Annotated in this window: 17 protein-coding genes; all 17 read right to left on the bottom strand. The window is 68.4% G+C overall.

Annotated features, from left to right (window positions below; all coding sequences use genetic code 11):
- Positions 1-5: 5 nt before the first annotated feature.
- Positions 6-1184, bottom strand: coding sequence for a cysteine desulfurase family protein (locus B5F73_RS01925; RefSeq protein ID WP_087225563.1), 1179 nt, complete (start codon positions 1182-1184; stop codon positions 6-8).
- A 7-nt stretch (positions 1185-1191) separates the two neighbouring features.
- On the bottom strand, positions 1192-1869 hold the full coding sequence (gene rpe / locus B5F73_RS01920) for a ribulose-phosphate 3-epimerase (RefSeq protein ID WP_204206235.1): 678 nt from the start codon (positions 1867-1869) through the stop codon (positions 1192-1194).
- Positions 1869-2543, bottom strand: a complete 675-nt coding sequence (locus B5F73_RS01915; RefSeq protein WP_087225557.1) for a glycerol-3-phosphate acyltransferase — start codon at positions 2541-2543, stop codon at positions 1869-1871. Before B5F73_RS01915 ends, rpe begins: the two co-directional genes overlap by 1 nt.
- The gene (gene der / locus B5F73_RS01910) at positions 2540-3871 is read right to left on the bottom strand and encodes a ribosome biogenesis GTPase Der (protein WP_087225554.1); all 1332 of its coding nucleotides are present in this window, start codon (positions 3869-3871) and stop codon (positions 2540-2542) included. The genes B5F73_RS01915 and der overlap by 4 nt, the downstream gene beginning before the upstream one ends.
- A 93-nt stretch (positions 3872-3964) precedes the next feature.
- On the bottom strand, positions 3965-6184 hold the full coding sequence (locus tag B5F73_RS01905; RefSeq protein ID WP_087225551.1) for a toll/interleukin-1 receptor domain-containing protein: 2220 nt from the start codon (positions 6182-6184) through the stop codon (positions 3965-3967).
- Between the two features lie 9 nt (positions 6185-6193).
- Positions 6194-8431, bottom strand: a complete 2238-nt coding sequence (locus B5F73_RS01900) for a WD40 repeat domain-containing protein (RefSeq protein WP_087225548.1) — start codon at positions 8429-8431, stop codon at positions 6194-6196.
- Between the two features lie 56 nt (positions 8432-8487).
- Entirely contained in the window at positions 8488-9873 is a 1386-nt protein-coding gene (locus tag B5F73_RS01895; RefSeq protein ID WP_087225545.1) for a DUF512 domain-containing protein, read from the bottom strand.
- Between the two features lie 146 nt (positions 9874-10019).
- Positions 10020-10862: a 4-hydroxy-3-methylbut-2-enyl diphosphate reductase gene (gene ispH, locus B5F73_RS01890; protein WP_087225542.1), complete on the bottom strand. Its 843-nt coding sequence runs from the start codon at positions 10860-10862 to the stop codon at positions 10020-10022.
- Between the two features lies 1 nt (position 10863).
- On the bottom strand, positions 10864-11592 hold the full coding sequence (locus B5F73_RS01885; protein ID WP_087225539.1) for a lysophospholipid acyltransferase family protein: 729 nt from the start codon (positions 11590-11592) through the stop codon (positions 10864-10866).
- Entirely contained in the window at positions 11589-12299 is a 711-nt protein-coding gene (gene cmk, locus B5F73_RS01880) for a (d)CMP kinase (protein WP_087225536.1), read from the bottom strand. The genes B5F73_RS01885 and cmk overlap by 4 nt, the downstream gene beginning before the upstream one ends.
- The gene (locus B5F73_RS01875) at positions 12283-13119 is read right to left on the bottom strand and encodes a pseudouridine synthase (protein ID WP_087225533.1); all 837 of its coding nucleotides are present in this window, start codon (positions 13117-13119) and stop codon (positions 12283-12285) included. The genes cmk and B5F73_RS01875 overlap by 17 nt, the downstream gene beginning before the upstream one ends.
- Positions 13112-13801, bottom strand: a complete 690-nt coding sequence (gene scpB, locus B5F73_RS01870; protein WP_087225530.1) for an SMC-Scp complex subunit ScpB — start codon at positions 13799-13801, stop codon at positions 13112-13114. Before scpB ends, B5F73_RS01875 begins: the two co-directional genes overlap by 8 nt.
- The gene (locus B5F73_RS01865) at positions 13794-14648 is read right to left on the bottom strand and encodes a ScpA family protein (protein ID WP_087225528.1); all 855 of its coding nucleotides are present in this window, start codon (positions 14646-14648) and stop codon (positions 13794-13796) included. Before B5F73_RS01865 ends, scpB begins: the two co-directional genes overlap by 8 nt.
- Positions 14649-14650: 2 nt before the next feature.
- Entirely contained in the window at positions 14651-15343 is a 693-nt protein-coding gene (locus B5F73_RS01860; protein WP_204206234.1) for a site-2 protease family protein, read from the bottom strand.
- Positions 15344-15350: 7 nt separating this feature from the next.
- A complete protein-coding gene (locus B5F73_RS01855; RefSeq protein ID WP_087225525.1) occupies positions 15351-15653 on the bottom strand; it encodes a hypothetical protein in 303 nt (100 codons plus the stop codon).
- Positions 15646-17631 (bottom strand): ABC-F family ATP-binding cassette domain-containing protein, encoded by a 1986-nt coding sequence (locus B5F73_RS01850; RefSeq protein ID WP_087225522.1) that lies wholly within the window; start codon positions 17629-17631, stop codon positions 15646-15648. The genes B5F73_RS01855 and B5F73_RS01850 overlap by 8 nt, the downstream gene beginning before the upstream one ends.
- Positions 17632-17646: 15 nt before the next feature.
- The gene (locus B5F73_RS01845) at positions 17647-18033 is read right to left on the bottom strand and encodes a 2-dehydro-3-deoxyphosphogluconate aldolase (RefSeq protein WP_087225519.1); all 387 of its coding nucleotides are present in this window, start codon (positions 18031-18033) and stop codon (positions 17647-17649) included.
- Positions 18034-18061: the final 28 nt, after the last annotated feature.

Raw genomic sequence — 18061 nt, 5'->3', positions numbered from 1 at the left:
TTCTCTCAGCGCCGTGCGCCCGAGCGCTCGGCGACGATGTTCACGAGGGTGCTGGCAAAGCGGTTCAGGACATCCTCCGACACGCGTTCGTCAAAGCTGACGCGCAACGAGCCGAGCGCCTGGTCTCGGGGAACGCCCATGGCGAGCAGGACATGGCTCGCGTCGAGCGAGCCGGAGGAGCAGGCCGAGGCCGCGGAGACCTCGAAGCCCGCCTGGTCAAGCGAGAGGATCAGCGTCTCGGAGTCGACGGAGGGCACCATGAGGCTCACGATGCCGGGCAGTCGGCCGTCGTCGACGACGGCGGAGGTGGTGGGCAGGATGCCCGTCCCCGGTGCACAGACGTGCTCGTAGAGCGCGTTCGCACGGCGGGCGACAAGGGCACGGGTCTCGGCGAGCGTGGCGTCGCACGCGCGCGCTGCCGCCGCGAAGGCGAGGGCGCCGCGGACGTCCTGGGTCCCGGCGCGCCTCCCGGCCTCCTGCCCCCCGCCCACGAGCTGGGGCCTCAGCGGCACGCGGCCGCGAACGGCGAGCGCGCCGACGCCGACCGGACCGCCGATCTTGTGCGCGGCCACGCTCACGGCGTCGACATCGGAGAGGTCGAGCGGCACGTGGCAGAAGCCCTGGACGGCGTCGGTGTGGAAGATCGCCCCGCACGCGTGCGCGCGGCGGGCGAGCTCGGCGACGGGTTGGATCACGCCCGTCTCGTTGTTGGCAGCCATGACAGAGACGAGGGCGCATGTGTCGTCGAGCAGGGGCTCGAGGGCTGCCGGGTCGACGATGCCGTCGCGGCGCACGCCGGCAAGCTCGACCTCGAACCCGCGCGCGCGGAGCGGACCCGCGAGGTCGAGGACGGAGTCGTGCTCGATCGCGGAGATGACCACGCGCCTGCGACGGGCGGCCCTCGCCCGCACGCCCTCGGCGATGCCGATGAGCGCGAGGTTGTTGGACTCGGTGCCACCCGAGGTGAAGGTCACGTCGGAGGGCCTGAAGCCGCCCCCGAGCACCGCGGCGAGGTCTCGGCGCGCACCGTCGAGCGCGCGAGCGGCCTGGCGTCCGAGCGTGTGGAGCGAGTTGGGGTTGGCGCCGGCGTAGGGTGCGCGCTCATATGCGCGCTCGGCCTCGAGGGCCTCCTGGCGCATGGGCGCAGACGCCGCGTAGTCGAGATATTCGAGCTGGTCGGGCATGGCGCACCTAGGCCATCTTGGAGACGCCGCGCTCGGCGTGGCGGCGCAGCTCGCGAATGGCAACGGCGCGGTCGGCCGCACGGAAGACCGAGGACCCGGCCACGATGACGTTGGCGCCCGACGCCACGGCCTGGGCGACGTTGCCCATGACGATCCCGCCGTCGACCTCGACGCGCGGGTTGACGCCATGCTCGGCGCAGAGGCGACGCAGGCGACGCAGCTTCTTGAGGGAGGACTCGATGAAGCGCTGCCCGCCGTAGCCCGGGTCGACGGTCATGATGAGGACCATGTCGAGGTCCTCGATGATGGGCTCGAGGACGCTCACGGGCGTGGCGGGGTTGAGGGCGATGGACGCCTTCGCGCCGCGGTCGTGAATGACCGAGACGATGCGATGCGCGTGCGTGGCGGCCTCGTAATGGAAGGTGAGGATGTCGGCCCCGGCGTCGAGGTAGCTCTCGACCTTCTGGTCGGGGTTGGAGATCATGAGGTGGACGTCGACGGGCAGCTCCGTCGACTCCTTCACGGTGCGCAGGAAGTCGACGCCGAACGAGATGTTGGGCACGAAGTGGCCGTCCATGACGTCAACGTGGATGAGGTCGGCGGTCTTGGCCTCGGCGACCTCGTCGGCGATGTGGCCGTAGTCGGCGGCAAGAACGGAGGGGGCAATGAGTATGGGCGCGTTCATCAGCGACTCTCCTTCTTCTCAGACTTGTGGAACGAGAAACGACGCTCCTCGCCGCGGGCGAGCCGTCGGACGTTTTCCCTGTGCGACCAGATGACCACCACGGCGGCGACGGCCACCGGGAGAATCGAGACAAACGGGAAGCCAAAGATGAGGCACCACACGGGCAGCGACGCGGCCGCGACGACCGACCCGAGGGAGACGAAGCGCGTGGGGATGACGAGCAGGAGGAAGAGCGCGAGCAGCCCGACGCCGATGGGCCAGTAGAGACCCAGTGCGGCGCCAAAGCCGACGGCGATCCCCTTGCCGCCATGGAAGCGCAGGTAAGGCGAGAACACGTGCCCGCAGATGCAGGCGAGGAAGACCACGGTGAGCGAGGTCCCAAAGACCGTCGTGTGGTCGAGCGACGCGAAGTCTCCGCCAAACACGAGAAACGCGAGCACGGCCCTCGAGACGAGCATCCACACGAGGCCCTTGCTCAGGTCGAGCAGGAGGGTGAGCGCCGCAGCGCCCTTGCCCACGGAACGGGCGACGTTCGTGGTGCCGATGTTGCCCGAGCCGATGGTGCGGACGTCGACGTGACCCATCGCGCTGGCGATGAGAAGCCCGAAGGGCACGCCGCAGACGAGATAGGCCCCCAGGGCGAGAAGGACCGTGACGATCTGGAGCTCGCTCATCGCTCCCCTCCCTCGCTCTTGCGACGGAACTTGAGGCGAATCGGCGTGCCGGTGAGGTCCAGGCGGCTGCGCAGGCGGTTCTCGAGGAAGCGCTCGAAGTTGTCGTCAACGAGGTCGGGCGCGTTGCACCAGAAGGTGTAGACCGGGGGCTTGGAGCCGGTCTGCGTGGCGTAGTTGATCTTGAGGCGGCGGCCCCGCTCGCTGCGGGTGTGGCCGCTCTCGCGAATCTCGGCGAGAAGGGCGTTGAGCTCGGAGGTCCTCACCTGGGACGCGTGGGCCGCCGCGGCTCGGACGGCCAGCTCGAGGACCTTGTCGGTGGCGCGGCCGGTGAGCGCGGAGACGTTGACCGTGGGGATCCACGACGCGAAGGCGAGGCGCTTGTCGATGGACGAGACGATCTCGTCACGCTGCTGGTCGGTCTCGACGAGGTCCCACTTGTTGAGCACGAGGACCAGACCGCAGCCGCGGTCGATCGCCATGCCGGCGACCTTCTGGTCCTGCTCGGTCACGCCGACGGTGGCGTCGACCACCAGGAGGCAGACGTCGGCGCGGTCGATGGCCTGGAGGCCGCGGACGAGGCTGTAGTACTCGACGTCCTCGTGGACCTGGGACTTCTTGCGCATTCCCGCGGTGTCGACCAGCTTGATCGGCTGGCCCTTCCACTCGATCATGGTGTCGATGGCGTCGCGCGTGGTTCCGGCGACGTCGGAGACGATGGAGCGCTTCTTGTTGGCGAGGCGGTTGGCGAGGCTGGACTTGCCCACGTTGGGACGGCCGACGATCGCGAGCGAGAGGACGTCGTCTTCGGCCTCGTCCTCCTGCGGCTCGGGCAGGGCGTCGACGATGTCGTCGAGCAGGTCGCCGGTGCCGTGCCCATGGCTCGCGGAGAGCGGGCGGGGCTCGCCGACGCCGAGGGCGTAGAAGTCCCAGAGACCGTCCTGCTCGGTGGCGGGGTTGTCCTTCTTGTTCACGACGAGGAAGACGGGCTTGTCCTGCCTTCGCAGGACGCGGGCGACCTCCTCGTCCTCGTCGGTCACGCCGGTCGAGCCGTCGACGACGAAGACGATGACGTCGGCCTCCTCGCAGGCCATCAGCGCCTGCTCGCGAATGCGCGGGGCGAAGACGTCCTTGGACTTGACGGACTCGATGCCGCCGGTGTCGATCAGGATGAAGTCGCGACCGTTCCAGTCGGCGTCGTGATAGGAGCGGTCTCGAGTCACGCCGCGCGACTCGTGCACGATGGCGTCCCGGCTCACCGCGATGCGGTTCACAAGCGTGGACTTGCCGACGTTGGGCCGGCCGACCACGGCGACTACGGGTTTGGGCATCTGTTCTCCTCGCTATTCGTTTGACCTGCTCAGCTTACCACGAGCGGCAACAAATCGCCGGTGAGCGCGAGAAATTCACGGGGTGTCCGCGTGCTAGGAGATGTCGGCCTCGTTGTGATAGAGGCCAAACTCGAGGCCCTGCCGGACACGCTCGTCGAGTCGGTCTCGGAGCGCCTGCTGGTCGTTTGCGGCAAGGTCAACAGCAACGCGCACGATGGTCCCGTCCCCGGCGGCGCCTATGATGCTCGTGCGGTCCGATGAGATGACGATGCCGCGCAGCTCGCTGCCCAGCTCGTGCCGGGCGCTCACGCCAAAGCCGTCCTCGGGGAAGAACGTCACGAGCGTGCCGTCCGAGAGGCCGCAGACAAAGAGCGACCCGTCAGAGGACGCGGCGATCGTCCGCGCGTAGGGCGAGGCGGAGTCGGTCATGCTGGACGTAATGCCGTCCCGCTCGACCCAAGTCCCCCATTCTCGGGTGAGCGACCGCGAGCCGTTCCCGCACGCGGTCCCCTTCCCCACCGACACGGCCCTACCTGAGCCCACGGCGATGGCGAGCGGTGTCGTGCCTCCATGCGTGACGGCAGACTCCGGGCGAGAGACCTCGGACGCGCCAGGCTCCAGGACGACAAGGTCCCCGCTCTGGGTCCCGGCGAACACGCGGCCGTCGGCATCCATGGCGACGGCGGAGACATTCAGGCCGTCGACCCTGTTCTGCACGCCTCCCGTGGCGTCGAGCACGAGGAGCGCGCCCTCGCACCCGACCGCCAGCTCGGAGCCACCCGCCACGGCGGAGACGCACGTTGGGACCAGCCCGTCAGGGAGCGGCAGCTCCGCGACGGTCCCGGCGGCGCAGTCCACGTGAATGAGCCGGGTCGCATCCGGGTCGTCGGCGAGGAGGGCGACCACGTAGAAGTCCTTTTCGCCCGGTCCCGGGGCCAGGTGGAGGGCCTCTGCGGCCTCGAGCGACTCATCTACGTCCTCAATTGAGCCGGACGTGACGTCGACGAAGGTGATCGAGCCGTCGCTGGCGAGAAATGCGGCTAGCTCGCCGCCTTTGACACTCGCACCGTCGACGAACGTGCTGCCGGTCGTCGCAAGTATCGTCGTGTCCTGCCTGACCGACCAGGAGAAAACGTAGTCCTGCGGCGTGCGCACCGCCACAAGGGAGCCATCCGGGCTCCATGCCAGCGTGCTGCCCTCCGGATTCTGCGTTCCGTTGAGGAAGAGCAGCTGGGAGCCCTGATGTCCGTCCAGGATGGCGATGCCGCCCTCACCAAGGACCGCAAGGTAGCGTCCGTCGGGCGAGAAGGACAGGTCAAAGCTCGGCATCTCGAGGCGGGCGGTCACAAGGGTGCCTGAGTCGCCATCCGTCGAGAGGGTCACGACCGCCCCGTTCTCGCTCAGCTCGGCGGTGACGCCGGAGGCCTCCACGGCGGCCCTCGTTCGGGCGGCGTCCGGGAAGGAGAAGCCGCGAGAGTCCGCCTCTTCCGCGTCCATTTGCTCGGTGGGCGTGATGGCGTCGAGCGCCGACCTCATCATCAGCTGCGTCGAATAACCGTCGTTGAGCGCAGCGTCCTGTGCGTACCCCTCATCGTCAAGCAGGCGAAGGGTCCCGTCGGCAGTGACGTATGGGTTGACCCGATTGCCGACAGCGCTGGCATAGACGAGCATTGAGTTTGCATAGCTGCGACTTCCGACGAGCGACGTTTCGCGAGCTGCGTTTCGAACCTGGTTATATGCGGAGAAAGCCCAAAATACGATTAGGGCAGAGATGACTGCGAAGACACGCACGCCTCGGGCGTGTCGCCTCGAAGCACGCACGTATCTCTCTGCGTTAACCGTCAGAGGCGACGTGCCCCGTGTCTTTTTTCGCATGCGAGTCATCTCACGGAGGCTCCGCCCTCTGAGCAGGTCTCTCCGTCTATGACCGCCCTTCAGCCAACCCTCTGCGCGCGTCTCGACCGTTGCAGTGAGGCTGGAGATCGGTGAGACGCGCCGATACTCGTTGGCAATTTGGACGGCCGTTCTTTCGACGTCGCGCTCAAGCGAAACTTCCAGAATCGGACGTTTGTAGTAGCGGGCCTGACTCGCCTCGTTCTGGCAGGGCTCCGAGTCACACCACTCGCGCGAGACGACGAGCACCACCAGGCTCGCCCCTCGTATCGCGTCGTTGACGCGCGCGTCCCAGACCTCGCCAAAGCGGAGCTGCTCCGTATCCTGCCACACGGGGATGCCACGCTCCTCCAGCTCGTCGGCGAGGCGGTCGACGTAGTTCTTGCAAACTCTGGCATAGGAGACAAAGACGTGCGACATGCTCTCCTCCTAGCGGGGCTCAGGCAAGGGGGTCGCCACGCGCATCCCCATGCTCTCGACGAAGTCCTCGGGGAACGACTCAATCTCCGTCTTGGTCCACACGGCCGGCTCGCGCTCCTTGATGGTGGAGGCGATCCCCTGCAGACCGATGGCATCGGAGTTGGCATAGGGGGTCCACCAGCGTCCTCCGGCCCTCACGACGAGGCGCTCGCCGTCCTCACTCCATCCCACGGCCTCGACGGAAGAGCCGTCTGGCGTGTCCCACTCCCGCGTGGAGACCATGGTGATGCCGTCCTCGCCCTGTAGCATCGTGTAGGTGGTGACCCCTCCCGACCGTGTGCCAATGACGTAGCGAGCCGGCAGATACGCGCATGCAGCTGCCGTGATGTCGTCGCGCTCCCCATGGGTTCCCTGGAAGGTGTAGTCGTGGTCCTTCCCGCCATAGGTCAGGACGAACTTCTCGGCACCGTCCGAACGGATGGCGAAGGTTCCATCCGACGTGCTGCATTCCAGTGACTCGCTGACCAGCGCCCCACTCGGGGCCTCGTCTCCGGGTGCGATGCCCTCGAGGGAGTAGATGCTCGTCGTGACGCCGTTCCCGCAGCTCATAAGGCCCGCTTCCGTTGCGTCTGCAAAGACGACGCCGGCCATGCTCGTGCCTAGCCTGGCCAGGGTCGCCCCGGTGGGAACGTCGACGACCTGCGCGCCACCCTCCTCTGTGACAACGATGACGCTCTTCCCCGAGATGGCGAGGTCGAGAGGCCGGCTCTTCGTTGAGAAGGCAATCGGGGAAAGCTCGTCAGCGCTCGGGGCGAGCAAGCCGAGTCGTCCGTCAGACCAGATGACGGCGCCGATTTCGCCAATCGCGCCGACACAGTCAGCGCTCTCGGGAATCGTGGCACGTGCGAGCGGATTCAAGCTCTCCCCGTCAACAAACTGCACGTCGGAGTCGGTACGAACGAGCGCGCGGAGACCGTCTGGCGTTCGCTCGACGGCCAGCGTGGAATCTGCGGCGAGCTTGGCCGCGACCGTCCCGTCGTCAAGGTCGACGAGCACGATTCCGTCCTCGGTCGCCCCGAGCGCTCGCATTCCGTCCGCCGAGACCGCGACGCTCTCGATAGCGGGGCCGTCATACCCCAGGTCGACCCTCTCCCATGTGCTGGTGTCAAAGCGCCTCAGACCGTCCTCGTCCGCGACGACGAGAAGCGCGCCATCCGGCGTAGCGTCGAAGGTGAACCGATCGCGTGCGGAAACGTAGCGGTTGTCCGCGGCTTCCGCGGTTCTCGGGACCCAGGACTGAACGGTCCCCTCCGCCCCGGCAACAAAGACCCTCTCACCGTCGTCGGTGAAGACCGCCTCCCCTTGGGCACCGGTCCCGGCCTCCGCCTCCGCGAGGCCGAGCTCGGAGATCTTCCAGATGGAGGAGAGGGCGTCGATGGTCTGGTAGAAGCCGGTGTCCGAGTTGACGTTCTCGTTCGCGCCGATTTGGAGCAGTCGTAGTGCGGCGTATTCCGGGTCGTTGTTTGTGTCGAGCCCGTCCATGGACTCTCTCAACAGCTCGGCGTGGAACTGATAGTACTGAAGCACCACGTTTGATAGAACGAACGCGATGACGATAAAGAGCGCTGCGCAGATGGTTCGCACCCATCGATTTCCAAGTCGCCTGCGCTCCTTTGCCGCATGCTGCGTCGACGCTTCGACGTAGTCCCGCATCACCTTGTTCGGTCGCTGATAGGGATCGTCCGCGAGGGCGTCGAGCACCTCATGGGCCCGCGCGGCAGCCTTGACGTCCTGCAGCAGGTAGCTCGCGTCGTGGTCGCATAGCTCCCAGCGCCGCGCACGCTCGTCAAGATCGTAGAAGTCGTCATAGAGATCCACGTTGGAGCGCATGAGGAGCTCCCAGGGCTCCTGGTCTCGACCCGAGCTCTGGGAGAAGTCGGCCCAGTTACGCTCCCTTATGGGCGACCCAGGTTCGCCCGCCTGCTCGGGACGCACCTCGTCGAGGCGCACGGGAATGGTGACGGATGCGTTCGAGGACACCGCGTTTGCGATGCGGAGGAACTCGTGGTCCCGGACGGCCGAGAGAGACATCAAGACGATGCAGAGGTCCGCAGGAGCGTCACCCGTGCTGGCCGCGACCACCCTGAGCCCCTCGGAGCGGGCGACATCCCTGACGACAGAGGCGACCCTCTCGTCCGCCTCACAGGCGAAGACGCATACAGACCTCTGTCCTGACGTCATGCTCATGCGGGGCCTCCGTCTCAGTTGCTAGGGCAATTCTAGCGCGACGGCGTCGAGGTCCGTCACGCGTTCTTCAGCAAGCTGAGAATGGCGTCGAGGTAGTCCCCGGGGTTGGGGACGCTCACGGTCACGAGCGCGCCGCGGCTTCGGAGTTCATCGACAATGTGGTCCTGCGTGTCGCCGTCGAGGGTGAGCCGGTCAAAGTTGAACATCACCTCGGGGAGGACGACGATCGTGCCGATGAGGTCGGCGGGCAGCTGTGCGAGCAGGTCCTCGGAGACGATGAGGCCCGTGACGTTGACGTCGCCGCCAAAGTAGTCGTTTCTGATCGCGCGGGTGCGCACGCGACCTGCGGGCGAGAGCTCGCGGCAGAACACGTCGATCGTCTCGGCCGCCGCCTCTCCGCAGACGAGCTCCAGGCGGAGGTCCTTCTCGGCAAGCGCATCGTCAATGCGTCGCAGGTCGTCGTGGCGACCCTGCGCGACGAGGGCCGTCTCGTCGAGGAAGCTCCGCAGCATGCCGATGCCGTCGTAGAACTGCGGGTAGCCGTCGTAGGTCGCGGCTGGCGGCACGGGCAGGCCGGCGTCGACATAGAACTCGTCGGAGAGCTGGAAGCGCGTGATGCCGAGCGTCCTTCTCGCCCGCTCCTGGTAGGGCTCGAGCAGACGGACCACCGCCCGCGAGGCCTCGACGTCGTCTGAGTAGGAGCTCTTGAAGCGCCGGCTGTGCTTGGTGTAGCCGAGCGGCACGATGGCGAGCGAGGTGATGCCGGGGCGTGCCTCGACCCAGTCGAGCGTGGCGGCAAGCTCGTCCCCGTCGTTGATGCCCGGGCAGAGCACGATCTGCGCGTGGACCTCGATGCCGCCCGCGAGCAGCTGCTCGAGCACCTCGATGCCTCGGTCGGCGCGCCTGCCGATGAGGTCACGACGCACCTCGGGCGTGATCGCGTGGATGGATACGTTCATCGGCGAGAGCCCGCAGGTGACGATGCGCTCGGCCTCGTCGTCGGAGACGTTGGTGAGCGTCACGAAGTTGCCCTGCAGGAAGGAGAGACGGTAGTCGTCGTCGCGCAGCGTGAGCGTGGCGCGGGCCTCCGGCGGCAGCATCGCCATGAAGCAGAACTGGCAGGCGTTCACGCAGGTGCGGATCCCGTCAAAGAGGACGTCGGTGAAGTCGACGCCCCAGTCCTGTCCGGGCTCGCGCCAGAGCTCGCAGGGGGTCGTCGTGCCGTCGCGCGGGTCAAAGACCTCGAGCTCGCAGCAGGCGCCGTCCGCCTCCCAGCGCCAGTCGATGAGGTCGCGCGGCACGGCGCCGTTCACGCGCTCGATGCGCATGCCCGGCTCGATGCCAGCCTCCCAGGCGGGGCTCCCCTCCTCAACGGCGGCGACCCAGGCGCCGTCCGCCTGCGGCCTCGTGGAGGCGTAGTCCGCGCGCTTCTGCTCCGCCATCAACGGCCCCCGTTCTTCTCGCCCGATGCTTCCCGCGACCAATAACGTACAAAATCAAGCACAACAATCTATATGCCCAGTTGAAAATAACGCACATGTACGATTTTGTGCGTTATTTGCCCCGGGGCGAGAAGGACGTACGCTCGCTACTCCCCCACCATGCGGGCGATCTCTGCACGCACGGCCTCGATCTGGCTCGCCGGGGTGCTCGCGCCGGCGGTGATCCCGATGACCTCGGCGCCCTCGAACCACTCGGGCCTGAGCTCGTCGGCACCCTCGACGTGGTGCGTCCGCGGGCAGCGGGCGGCGGAGATCTCGGCGAGGCGTGTGGTGTTGGCCGAGATGCGCCCGCCGATCACCACCATGACGTCCGCCTCACGGGCGAGCTCGTCGGCGGCGGCCTGGTGCCCGGCCGTGGCCTCGCAGATCGTGTTGATCACGCGGACCTCCTCGGCGCGGCCGAGAAGCGCCTCCACGACCTCGGCGAGAAGGGCGCGACGAGCCGTCGTCTGCACCACGACCCCCACCTTGCGGGCGTGCGGCAGCGCGCGGGCCTCGTCGGCGGAGCCCACCACGACGGCGCCCGGGGCGTGCGGCAGCGTGGCCTCGACCTCGGGGTGACCCGCCTCTCCCACGACGACGACCTGGTAGCCCTCGCGCGAGAGGCGCTCGGCCGCCAGGTGCACCTTCTTCACGAACGGGCACGTGGCGTCCAGGACGCGGGCGCAGAGCTCGCGGGCGCGCGCCTCCTCGGCGGGGGCGGTCCCGTGCGTGCGCAGAAGCAGCGTGTCGCCCGCGGCCTGCTCGGGGCGCTCGACCGCGTCGACCCCGCGCGCAGCGAGGTCGGAGACCACCCGCGGGTTGTGGATAAGCGGCCCGAGCGTGTGCACGGCGCCCGTCCGCTCGTCCGCGGCGGCCTCGACCATCTGCAGGGCGCGCTCGACGCCGTAGCAGGCGCCCGCCTCGCTCGCGACGCGAATTTCCGGCATGTCAGTCAACCCCGGGGTAGTCTTCGCGAAGCTGGTCGCGCAGGGCGTAGACGCACGCCATGCCGATGCGCTCCATCTCGGCGAGCTGCTCCTTGCGCTTCTCGGCGCCGATCTCAGACCACTCGATGGGCTTCTCGGCCCTCACGTAGACGGGCCTGCGGAAGCTCAGGTGACGGGCCCCGATGATGGCGACGGGCTGGACCGGGGCCTTGGCGAGCTGCGCCATGATCGCGTAGCCTCCGTGGGCCTCCTGGTCGGCGTCGTTGCGGACGCGGGTGCCCTCGGGGTAGATGAGAACGCTCTCGCCGCGCATGAGCATCGCACGGGCGCGGCGCACGGTCTTCATGTCGGCGGTGCCGCGCTGCACCGGGAAACCTCCCGCGCGCGAGAAGAGCCACGTCGCCGGCAAGATCTTGTCGAAGTCGCCCTTGTACACGGTGCGGACGGGCACGCCTGCGAGCCACAGTGACACGACGATCACGACCGGGTCGAGCATGGACTCGTGGTTCATGATGATGACGCGACCGCGCGGGTCGTTCGTGAGCAGCTCGGCGTTCTCGATGCGCCAGGGCCAGAGGAACTTGGTGATGACCCACAGGATGCGGACGACGGCGCCGATCAGGAGCCTTCCGGGGAGCGGGTGCTCGCGGATGTCGTGGTCGTAGTAGTCGTCAAAGCTGTTGCCGGAGAAGGCGTGCATGCGCCCTCCCCTCTCGTCGGCGGAGCTCATGCGAGCCTCCCCTCGGCGCGGGTGGCCAGCTCCGGGGAGAGCCCCAGGATGGCGCTCACGACGTCCTCGAACGAAAGCTCGGAGGAGTCGATGTGGTGCGCGTCGTCGGCGGGCCGCAGCGGGGAGGCCTCGCGGGAGGAGTCGTAGGCGTCGCGGCGCACGAGGTCCTCGAGAATCTTCTGCTCGGCGCGGGCGTCAACGCTCACGGCATCGCCCGTCGCGAGGTTGCCGCCACCGCGCTGCACCGCGCGCCGGCGCGCGCGGGCCTCGGGCGAGGCGCTAAGAAAGACCTTCACGTCGGCCCCGGGGAAGACGACGGTGCCGATGTCGCGACCCTCGGCCACGACGTCGCCCCGCTCGCCGGCTGCGCGCTGGAGGGCGACCATGGTCTCGCGGACCCTCGGGTTGGCGGAGACGGGCGAGACCGCGAGCTCGACCTCGGGCGTCCTGATCTGAGCGGTGACGTCCTCGCCGTTGGCGAGCACCCGCTGGCCGTCGCCGTCCGGGACGAACTCGATCGTGACGTCACGGGCGACCTTGGCCACGGCGTCCGCATCATCGGGGTCCACGCCGCGCTCCAGGCAGACGTAGGCGACCGAGCGGTACATCGCGCCGGTGTCGAGATAGGTGAGGTCACAGCGCCGCGCGATCTCTCTCGCGACGGAGGACTTCCCGGAGCCGGACGGCCCGTCAATGGCTACGATCATGGTCTCTCCTTGTCCGTGTGCAGATCCCGTCGAGCTCCGCGCGCTCGGCCTCGGTCACCTCGCGCCACTCCCCCTCGCGGACGCCCCCGAGCCGAACGGGCCCGAAGGCGTCGCGGTGGAGCGCGAGCACGCGATGGCCGATGGCGAGCATCATCTTCTTGACCTGGTGCTTGCGACCCTCGTGGATGGTTAGGCCGACGACGGCGTTAGGCTCGCCGCCTCCCGTCCTGCCGGCACCATGCGGGGCGACCGTCGAGAAGGACCGCTCGTCGGGGCCGACCAGGCGGGCCTTGGCGGGCGCCGCAGGACCGTCGTCGAGCATGATACCGCGACGGAGCCGGTCGAGGTCGATCTCGCTAGGCGTGCCCGAGACGAGCGCGACGTAGTGCTTCTCGACGTGGCGCGAGGGATGGAGCAGCGCCTGGCCCAGGTCACCGTCTGTGGTGAACAGCAGAAGCCCCGTCGTGTCGAGGTCGAGCCTTCCCACCGGGAAGAGGCCGGGGTGCTCCCTCGTGGGCACGAGCTCGGCGACGGTGCGCCTGCCCTGGGGGTCGCTCATGGTGGTGACGTAGCCCGCGGGCTTGTTGAGCACGATGGTCACCGGCCGCTCCTCGAGGCGCACTGGCCGGCCGTCGACGGTCACCTCGTCACGCTCGGGGTCGACCTTGCTGCCGAGCTCGGTGACGACCACGCCGTTGACGCGCACGCGCCCCTCGGTCATGAGGCGCTCGGAGCCGCGCCGGCTGGCGGCGCCGGCGCGCGCGAGGAAGCGCTGCAGTCGCATGGGATAGACGCCGCTCTCGCGGATGGGGTCACTCATCGCTCGCGTCCGAGGGCTCGGTCTCGTCGGACTCGTAGTCGTCGAGGAGCTCGCGCTCGTCGTCCATGTCTTCGGCGGTCTCCTCGAGCGTGGAGGCGATGGAGCGCCCGGAGAGGCGCTCGCGGATGAAGCGGCGCGACTCCTCGTCCGGGGCAAAGTCCTCGAGTGGCGGGAGCTCGCGGAGGCTCTTCAGGCCAAAGTGCTCCAGGAAGAGGCGCGTGGTGCCCCAGAGCTGGGCGCCGCCGTGGTCGCGGTCGCGCCCGACCTCGCGGACGAGCCCCTTCTCCCTGAGCGAGGCGATCACGCCGTCGGAGTTGACGCCGCGGATCGCGCGAACGCCCTCGCGGGTGACGGGCTGGTGGTAGGCAACGACCGCGAGCGTCTCGAGGGCGGCCTGTGAGAGCCGGCGCGTGTCCCAGGAGAGCACGTAGTCGGCCACCTGGTCGTGGTAGGCAGGGTGCGTGAACAGGCGCCAGCCGCCCGCGACCTCGCGGAGCTGGAACCCGCGGTTGGCGTCGGCGTACTCGGCGGAGAGCTCGGCGAGCGCCTGGGCGGCCTCCCCCGGCTCTACGCCGGCGGCACGCGCCAGGTCGGTCGCGGGGACAGAGTCGTCCGAGACGAGCAGGAGCGCCTCGAGAAGCCCCTTCAGCGACGAGGAGTCAAGACGGTTCAGGTCAGGCATGTGAAACCTCCAGGTTCTTCTCGTCCGCGGGCTCCTCGCCGAGCTCGGCGAGGACGGATTCGTCGAGCTCGTAGGCAGGGGCGCCCTCGACGTGGGTGACGTCGATCTCGCCGAAGAGCTCGCTCTGGGTGACGTCGACGAGCCCGCGCTTGTAGAGCTCGAGGACGGCGAGGAAGTTTGCGACGACGACCTCGGGGGCGTCCTGGCCGTCGAGCAGGTCGGAGAACGTGACGCGCCCTCGCCCGCGGACCAGGCGGTCGACCGCGGCGATCGTGAGCGCGACGGGGACGCGGCGCGGGGCGACGTGCTCGGCCTCGAGGAGGAACGTCTCGTGCTGGCTGTCGATGTCGGCGCAGATGACGGCGAGGCTTCGGAGCGTGATGCCCTCAAGGTAGTCGGGCATGAGGTCGAGGAACTCCGGGTCGGCGCCCACGGTCCTGGGAAGCATGCGGGACTCGGCCTCGGCACGGGCGCCGAGGGCGGCCGCCGCGCTACGGAACTGCTTGTAGGCGATGAGGCGGGCGATGAGGACCTCGCGCGCCTCGTCGGGGCTCAGCCCCTCGAGGTCGGCGTCATCCTCGTCGTCGAGCTCGTCGGCAGAGCGGGTCAGCGGCTCGTCAGGCACCAGCGACGCCGCCTTGATGTCGAGGAGCGTCGAGGCGACGAGCACGAAGTCGCTCGCGACGTCGAGGTCGAGGTCGCGCATGCGCTCGACCTCCTCGAGGTACTGGCTCGCGACCTCGGAGATGGAGATGGAGCCGATGGTCACCCGCTGCCTGCTCACCAGCTGGAGCAGCAGGTCGAAGGGACCTGAGTACGCCTGTGTGGACACGCGGTAGGATGCCATGGCTAGAGTCCCGTCAGGAGAAGGTCGTAGAGCCCGCCGGCGGTCCAGTCGAGGTAGATGCCAACGGGGTCGAGGCGGAGCAGGGACGGCAGGACGTAGAGCGCGATGATGAGGATCGGCATGGCGTACTGCTCGAGTCGATAGTAGCGCGCACGCGCCTCCCCGCTCAGGAAGAACAGGACCACCTTGGAACCGTCGAGCGGCGGGAGCGGGATGAGGTTGAAGAAGCAGAGCACGAGGTTGACCATGACGTAGGTGGAGAGCACCTGGAGCAGCAGGGACGCCACGTCGGTCGAGAGCGCCCCCGTCAGGACCCCCTCGACGATGGCGCTCCACGAGAGGTTGAGGACGACGGCGCCGAGCAGGGCCTGCGCGAGGTTGGAGGCGGGGCCTGCCAGGGCGACGAGCAGCTCGTCGCGGCGCGGGTGCCTCAGCTTGTACGGGTTGTAGGGGACCGGCTTGGCAAACGCAAAGACCGGGCCGCCGAGAAGCGCCATGACGAGCGGGAGCAGAAGCGACCCAAAGCCGTCGAGATGCGCCCGGGGGTCGAGCGTGAGGCGACCCGCGTCACGCGCGGTGGTGTCGCCGCAGAGGAGCGCCGCCCACCCGTGAGCGACCTCGTGGACGATCGCCGACGCCATGACGAGCAAGACCGTGATGACGACCGAGACGATGGTGTCGATGGAGTATCCCATGCCTCCCCTATCTTGGACGACGGATCGCGGCGGCGAGGCGGCACAGGGCCCAGTCGACGAGCAGCAGGATGACCGCCAGGATGGCGAAGTCGCCCCTGAAGGCGCCCCCAAAGGGGGTGACGAAGACGAGAAGTCCCGAGACGGCCTCCGGCACGAGCCCCGAGACGAGGTTGTTCACGCCGAGGAGCAGCGATCGGGGGCCGGCGGGGAGCACCGCCCCGGCCGCGACGAGCGCGACGAGAAGCCATGCGGCCACGCGGCAGACGCGCGCGAGGTTCTGGACGACCCGGGAGGCCGTGAGATTAGACACGGGCGGCCTCCTCGATCTTCTCGGTGAGCTCGAGCCACTCCTGCTCGAGCGCCGGAACCTTCTTGGAGAGCGCGGTGTACTCGCTCATGCACTCGTCGAAGCGCTTGGCGTCGTTGTAGAGCTCCTGGTCTGCCATGAGCGTCTCGAGCTCGGCGAGGCGCGCCTGCGCCGGCTCGAGCGCGGCCTCGACCTCGCGCAGGCGGTCGCGCTCGGCCTTGAGCGCCCGGTTCCTGCGGTTGCGCTCCTCGGCCTCGGCGCGTCGCTGCTCGCGCGTCTTGACGTTGCGCCCGATGGTCGCCTGGGCAGGCTCGGAGGTCGTCTTGACGGGAGCCGCGACCGTGGCGTTCTCCTCGGCGGCGCGCGCCTCGAGCTCGGCGCGCTTGTAGAGGAAGTAGTCGTAGTCGCCCTCGTAGACCGTGACCTTGTGGTCGCGCACGTCCACGACCTTGTTGGCCACGGCACGCACGAGGTGCTCGTCGTGGGAGATGAGCACGATCGTGCCCTTGAAGTCGACGAGCGCGCGCTCGAGCACGTCGACCGAGTCGATGTCGAGGTGGTTGGTGGGCTCGTCGAGCAGAAGCAGAGGGTCGGGCGCCACGAGCATCTTCGCGAGCGCAAGGCGCGCCCGCTCGCCGCCGGAGAGCACGCCCACGCGCTTCTCGACGTCGTCGCCGTGGAAGAGGAACGCGCCCAGCAGGCGGCGCTCCTCGGAGGTGGTCCAGCCCGCCGCCACGGAGTCCATCTCGCCGAGCACCGTGTTGGCCTCGTTCAGCTGCTCGAGCTGGTGCTGCGCGTAGTAGGCCTTGGTGACGTTCTTGCCGAGGGCAACCGTGCCGGCGTCGGGCTCGAGAAGACCGTTTATGAGCTTCATCAGCGTGGACTTGCCGGCTCCGTTGGGGCCGGTGAGCGCCACGTGGTCGCCGCGGTAGAGCTTGAGGTCCACGCCGTCGTAGACGTGGTTCTCCCCAAAGGACTTGGCCACGCCCGCAAGGCTCACGACCTCGTCGCCGGTGCGCGGCGGCTCCGGGAACGAGAAGTGCACCTTCTTGGTGCCCTCGGGCAGGATCACGAGCTCGCTCTTGATCTGCTCGATCTTCTTCATGCGCTCCTGGGCCTGCGCGGCCTTGGTGGGCTTGTAGCGGAACTTGTCGACGAAGACCTGCATGTGCGCGATCTCGCGCTCCTGGGCGGCACGCTTGGCGCGCATCTGCTCGAGGTTGTCCTCGCGCTGATGCAGGTACTGGCTGTAGTTGCCGGTGTAGGTGGTGAGACGGCGGTTCTCGACGGCCGCAACATGGCTGACGGAGGCGTCCATGAACGCGCGGTCGTGGGAGACCAGGAGCACAGCCCCGTCGTAAGAGGAGAGGAACTGCTCGAGCCAGCGGACGCTCTCGAGGTCGAGGTGGTTGGTCGGCTCGTCGAGAAGGAGCAGGTCCGGGTGACGAAGCAGGAGCTTGGAGAGCGAGATGCGCATCTGCCAGCCGCCAGAGAAGTCGCACGCGGGCTTGTCGAAGTCCTCGACGGGGAACCCGAGGCCGGCGAGGATCTGGCGCGCCCGCGCCTCGAGCTCGTAGCCGCCGAGGCGCTCGAAGCGGTCCTGCGCGGCACCGTAGCGCTCGAGGAGCTGGTCGAGCTCGGGCCCGGGCTCGGTTCCCGAGATCTTGCGCTCGAGCTCGCGGACACGGCGCTCCATGTCCTTGACCTCGTGTGCGGAGTCCACGACCTCGGCGAGCGCGCTCTTCTCGCCCGCCAGGTGCGTCTCCTGCTCGAGGTAGCCAACGGTGGTGTCGCGCGCGAAGCTCACGGTGCCCTCGTCGGGGGACTCCTCCCCCATGATGATGCGCAGAAGCGTCGTCTTGCCCGAGCCGTTGGGGCCGACGAGCGCCCAGCGCTCCCCTGCGTTGAGCTGCAGGGTGGCGCCCGTGTACAGGACGCGGCCCCCGAAGGACTTGTAGATCTTGTCTGCGAGTGCGATCACGTGGCTGCCCCGGAGCTAGTCGGCGATGGTGAGGTGGATCGCAAAGCCGGCGATCTCCTCCTTGAAGTAGATGAGGTAGGTGCGGCCGGAGCCGTCGGGGCAGAGCGTGCGCGAGGACTCGTTGAACTCGACGCCGCGCGCCTCGTACCACGCCTGGGCGGCGTCGATGTCGTCGACGTGCAGCCCGATGTGGCCCTTCTCGCCACGGCCGCCGTTGTTCATGACCTCGACGAGGCTGCCAGCGAAGGAGGACACCGGGAAGGGCTCCTCGCCGCGCTTGATGCCAAGCAGGGCGCAGAGCGCGTCCGCCGTGGATGCGGCCTCCTCGGGCGTGTTCGTGTTGATGCCAACGTGGGCGAGCCTGAGCCCAAAGAGCTCGGCGGGGTTCTCTGACGTGTTCATGCGGTCCTCCCTGTAGTCAACCCGTCCA

The organism is Olsenella sp. An270 (assembly GCF_002159735.1).
In the GTDB taxonomy this organism is placed as follows: Bacteria; Actinomycetota; Coriobacteriia; order Coriobacteriales; family Atopobiaceae; genus Thermophilibacter.
The sequence above is the reverse complement of the archived record's forward strand: the minus strand, read 5'-3'. Positions and strand labels throughout refer to the sequence as shown.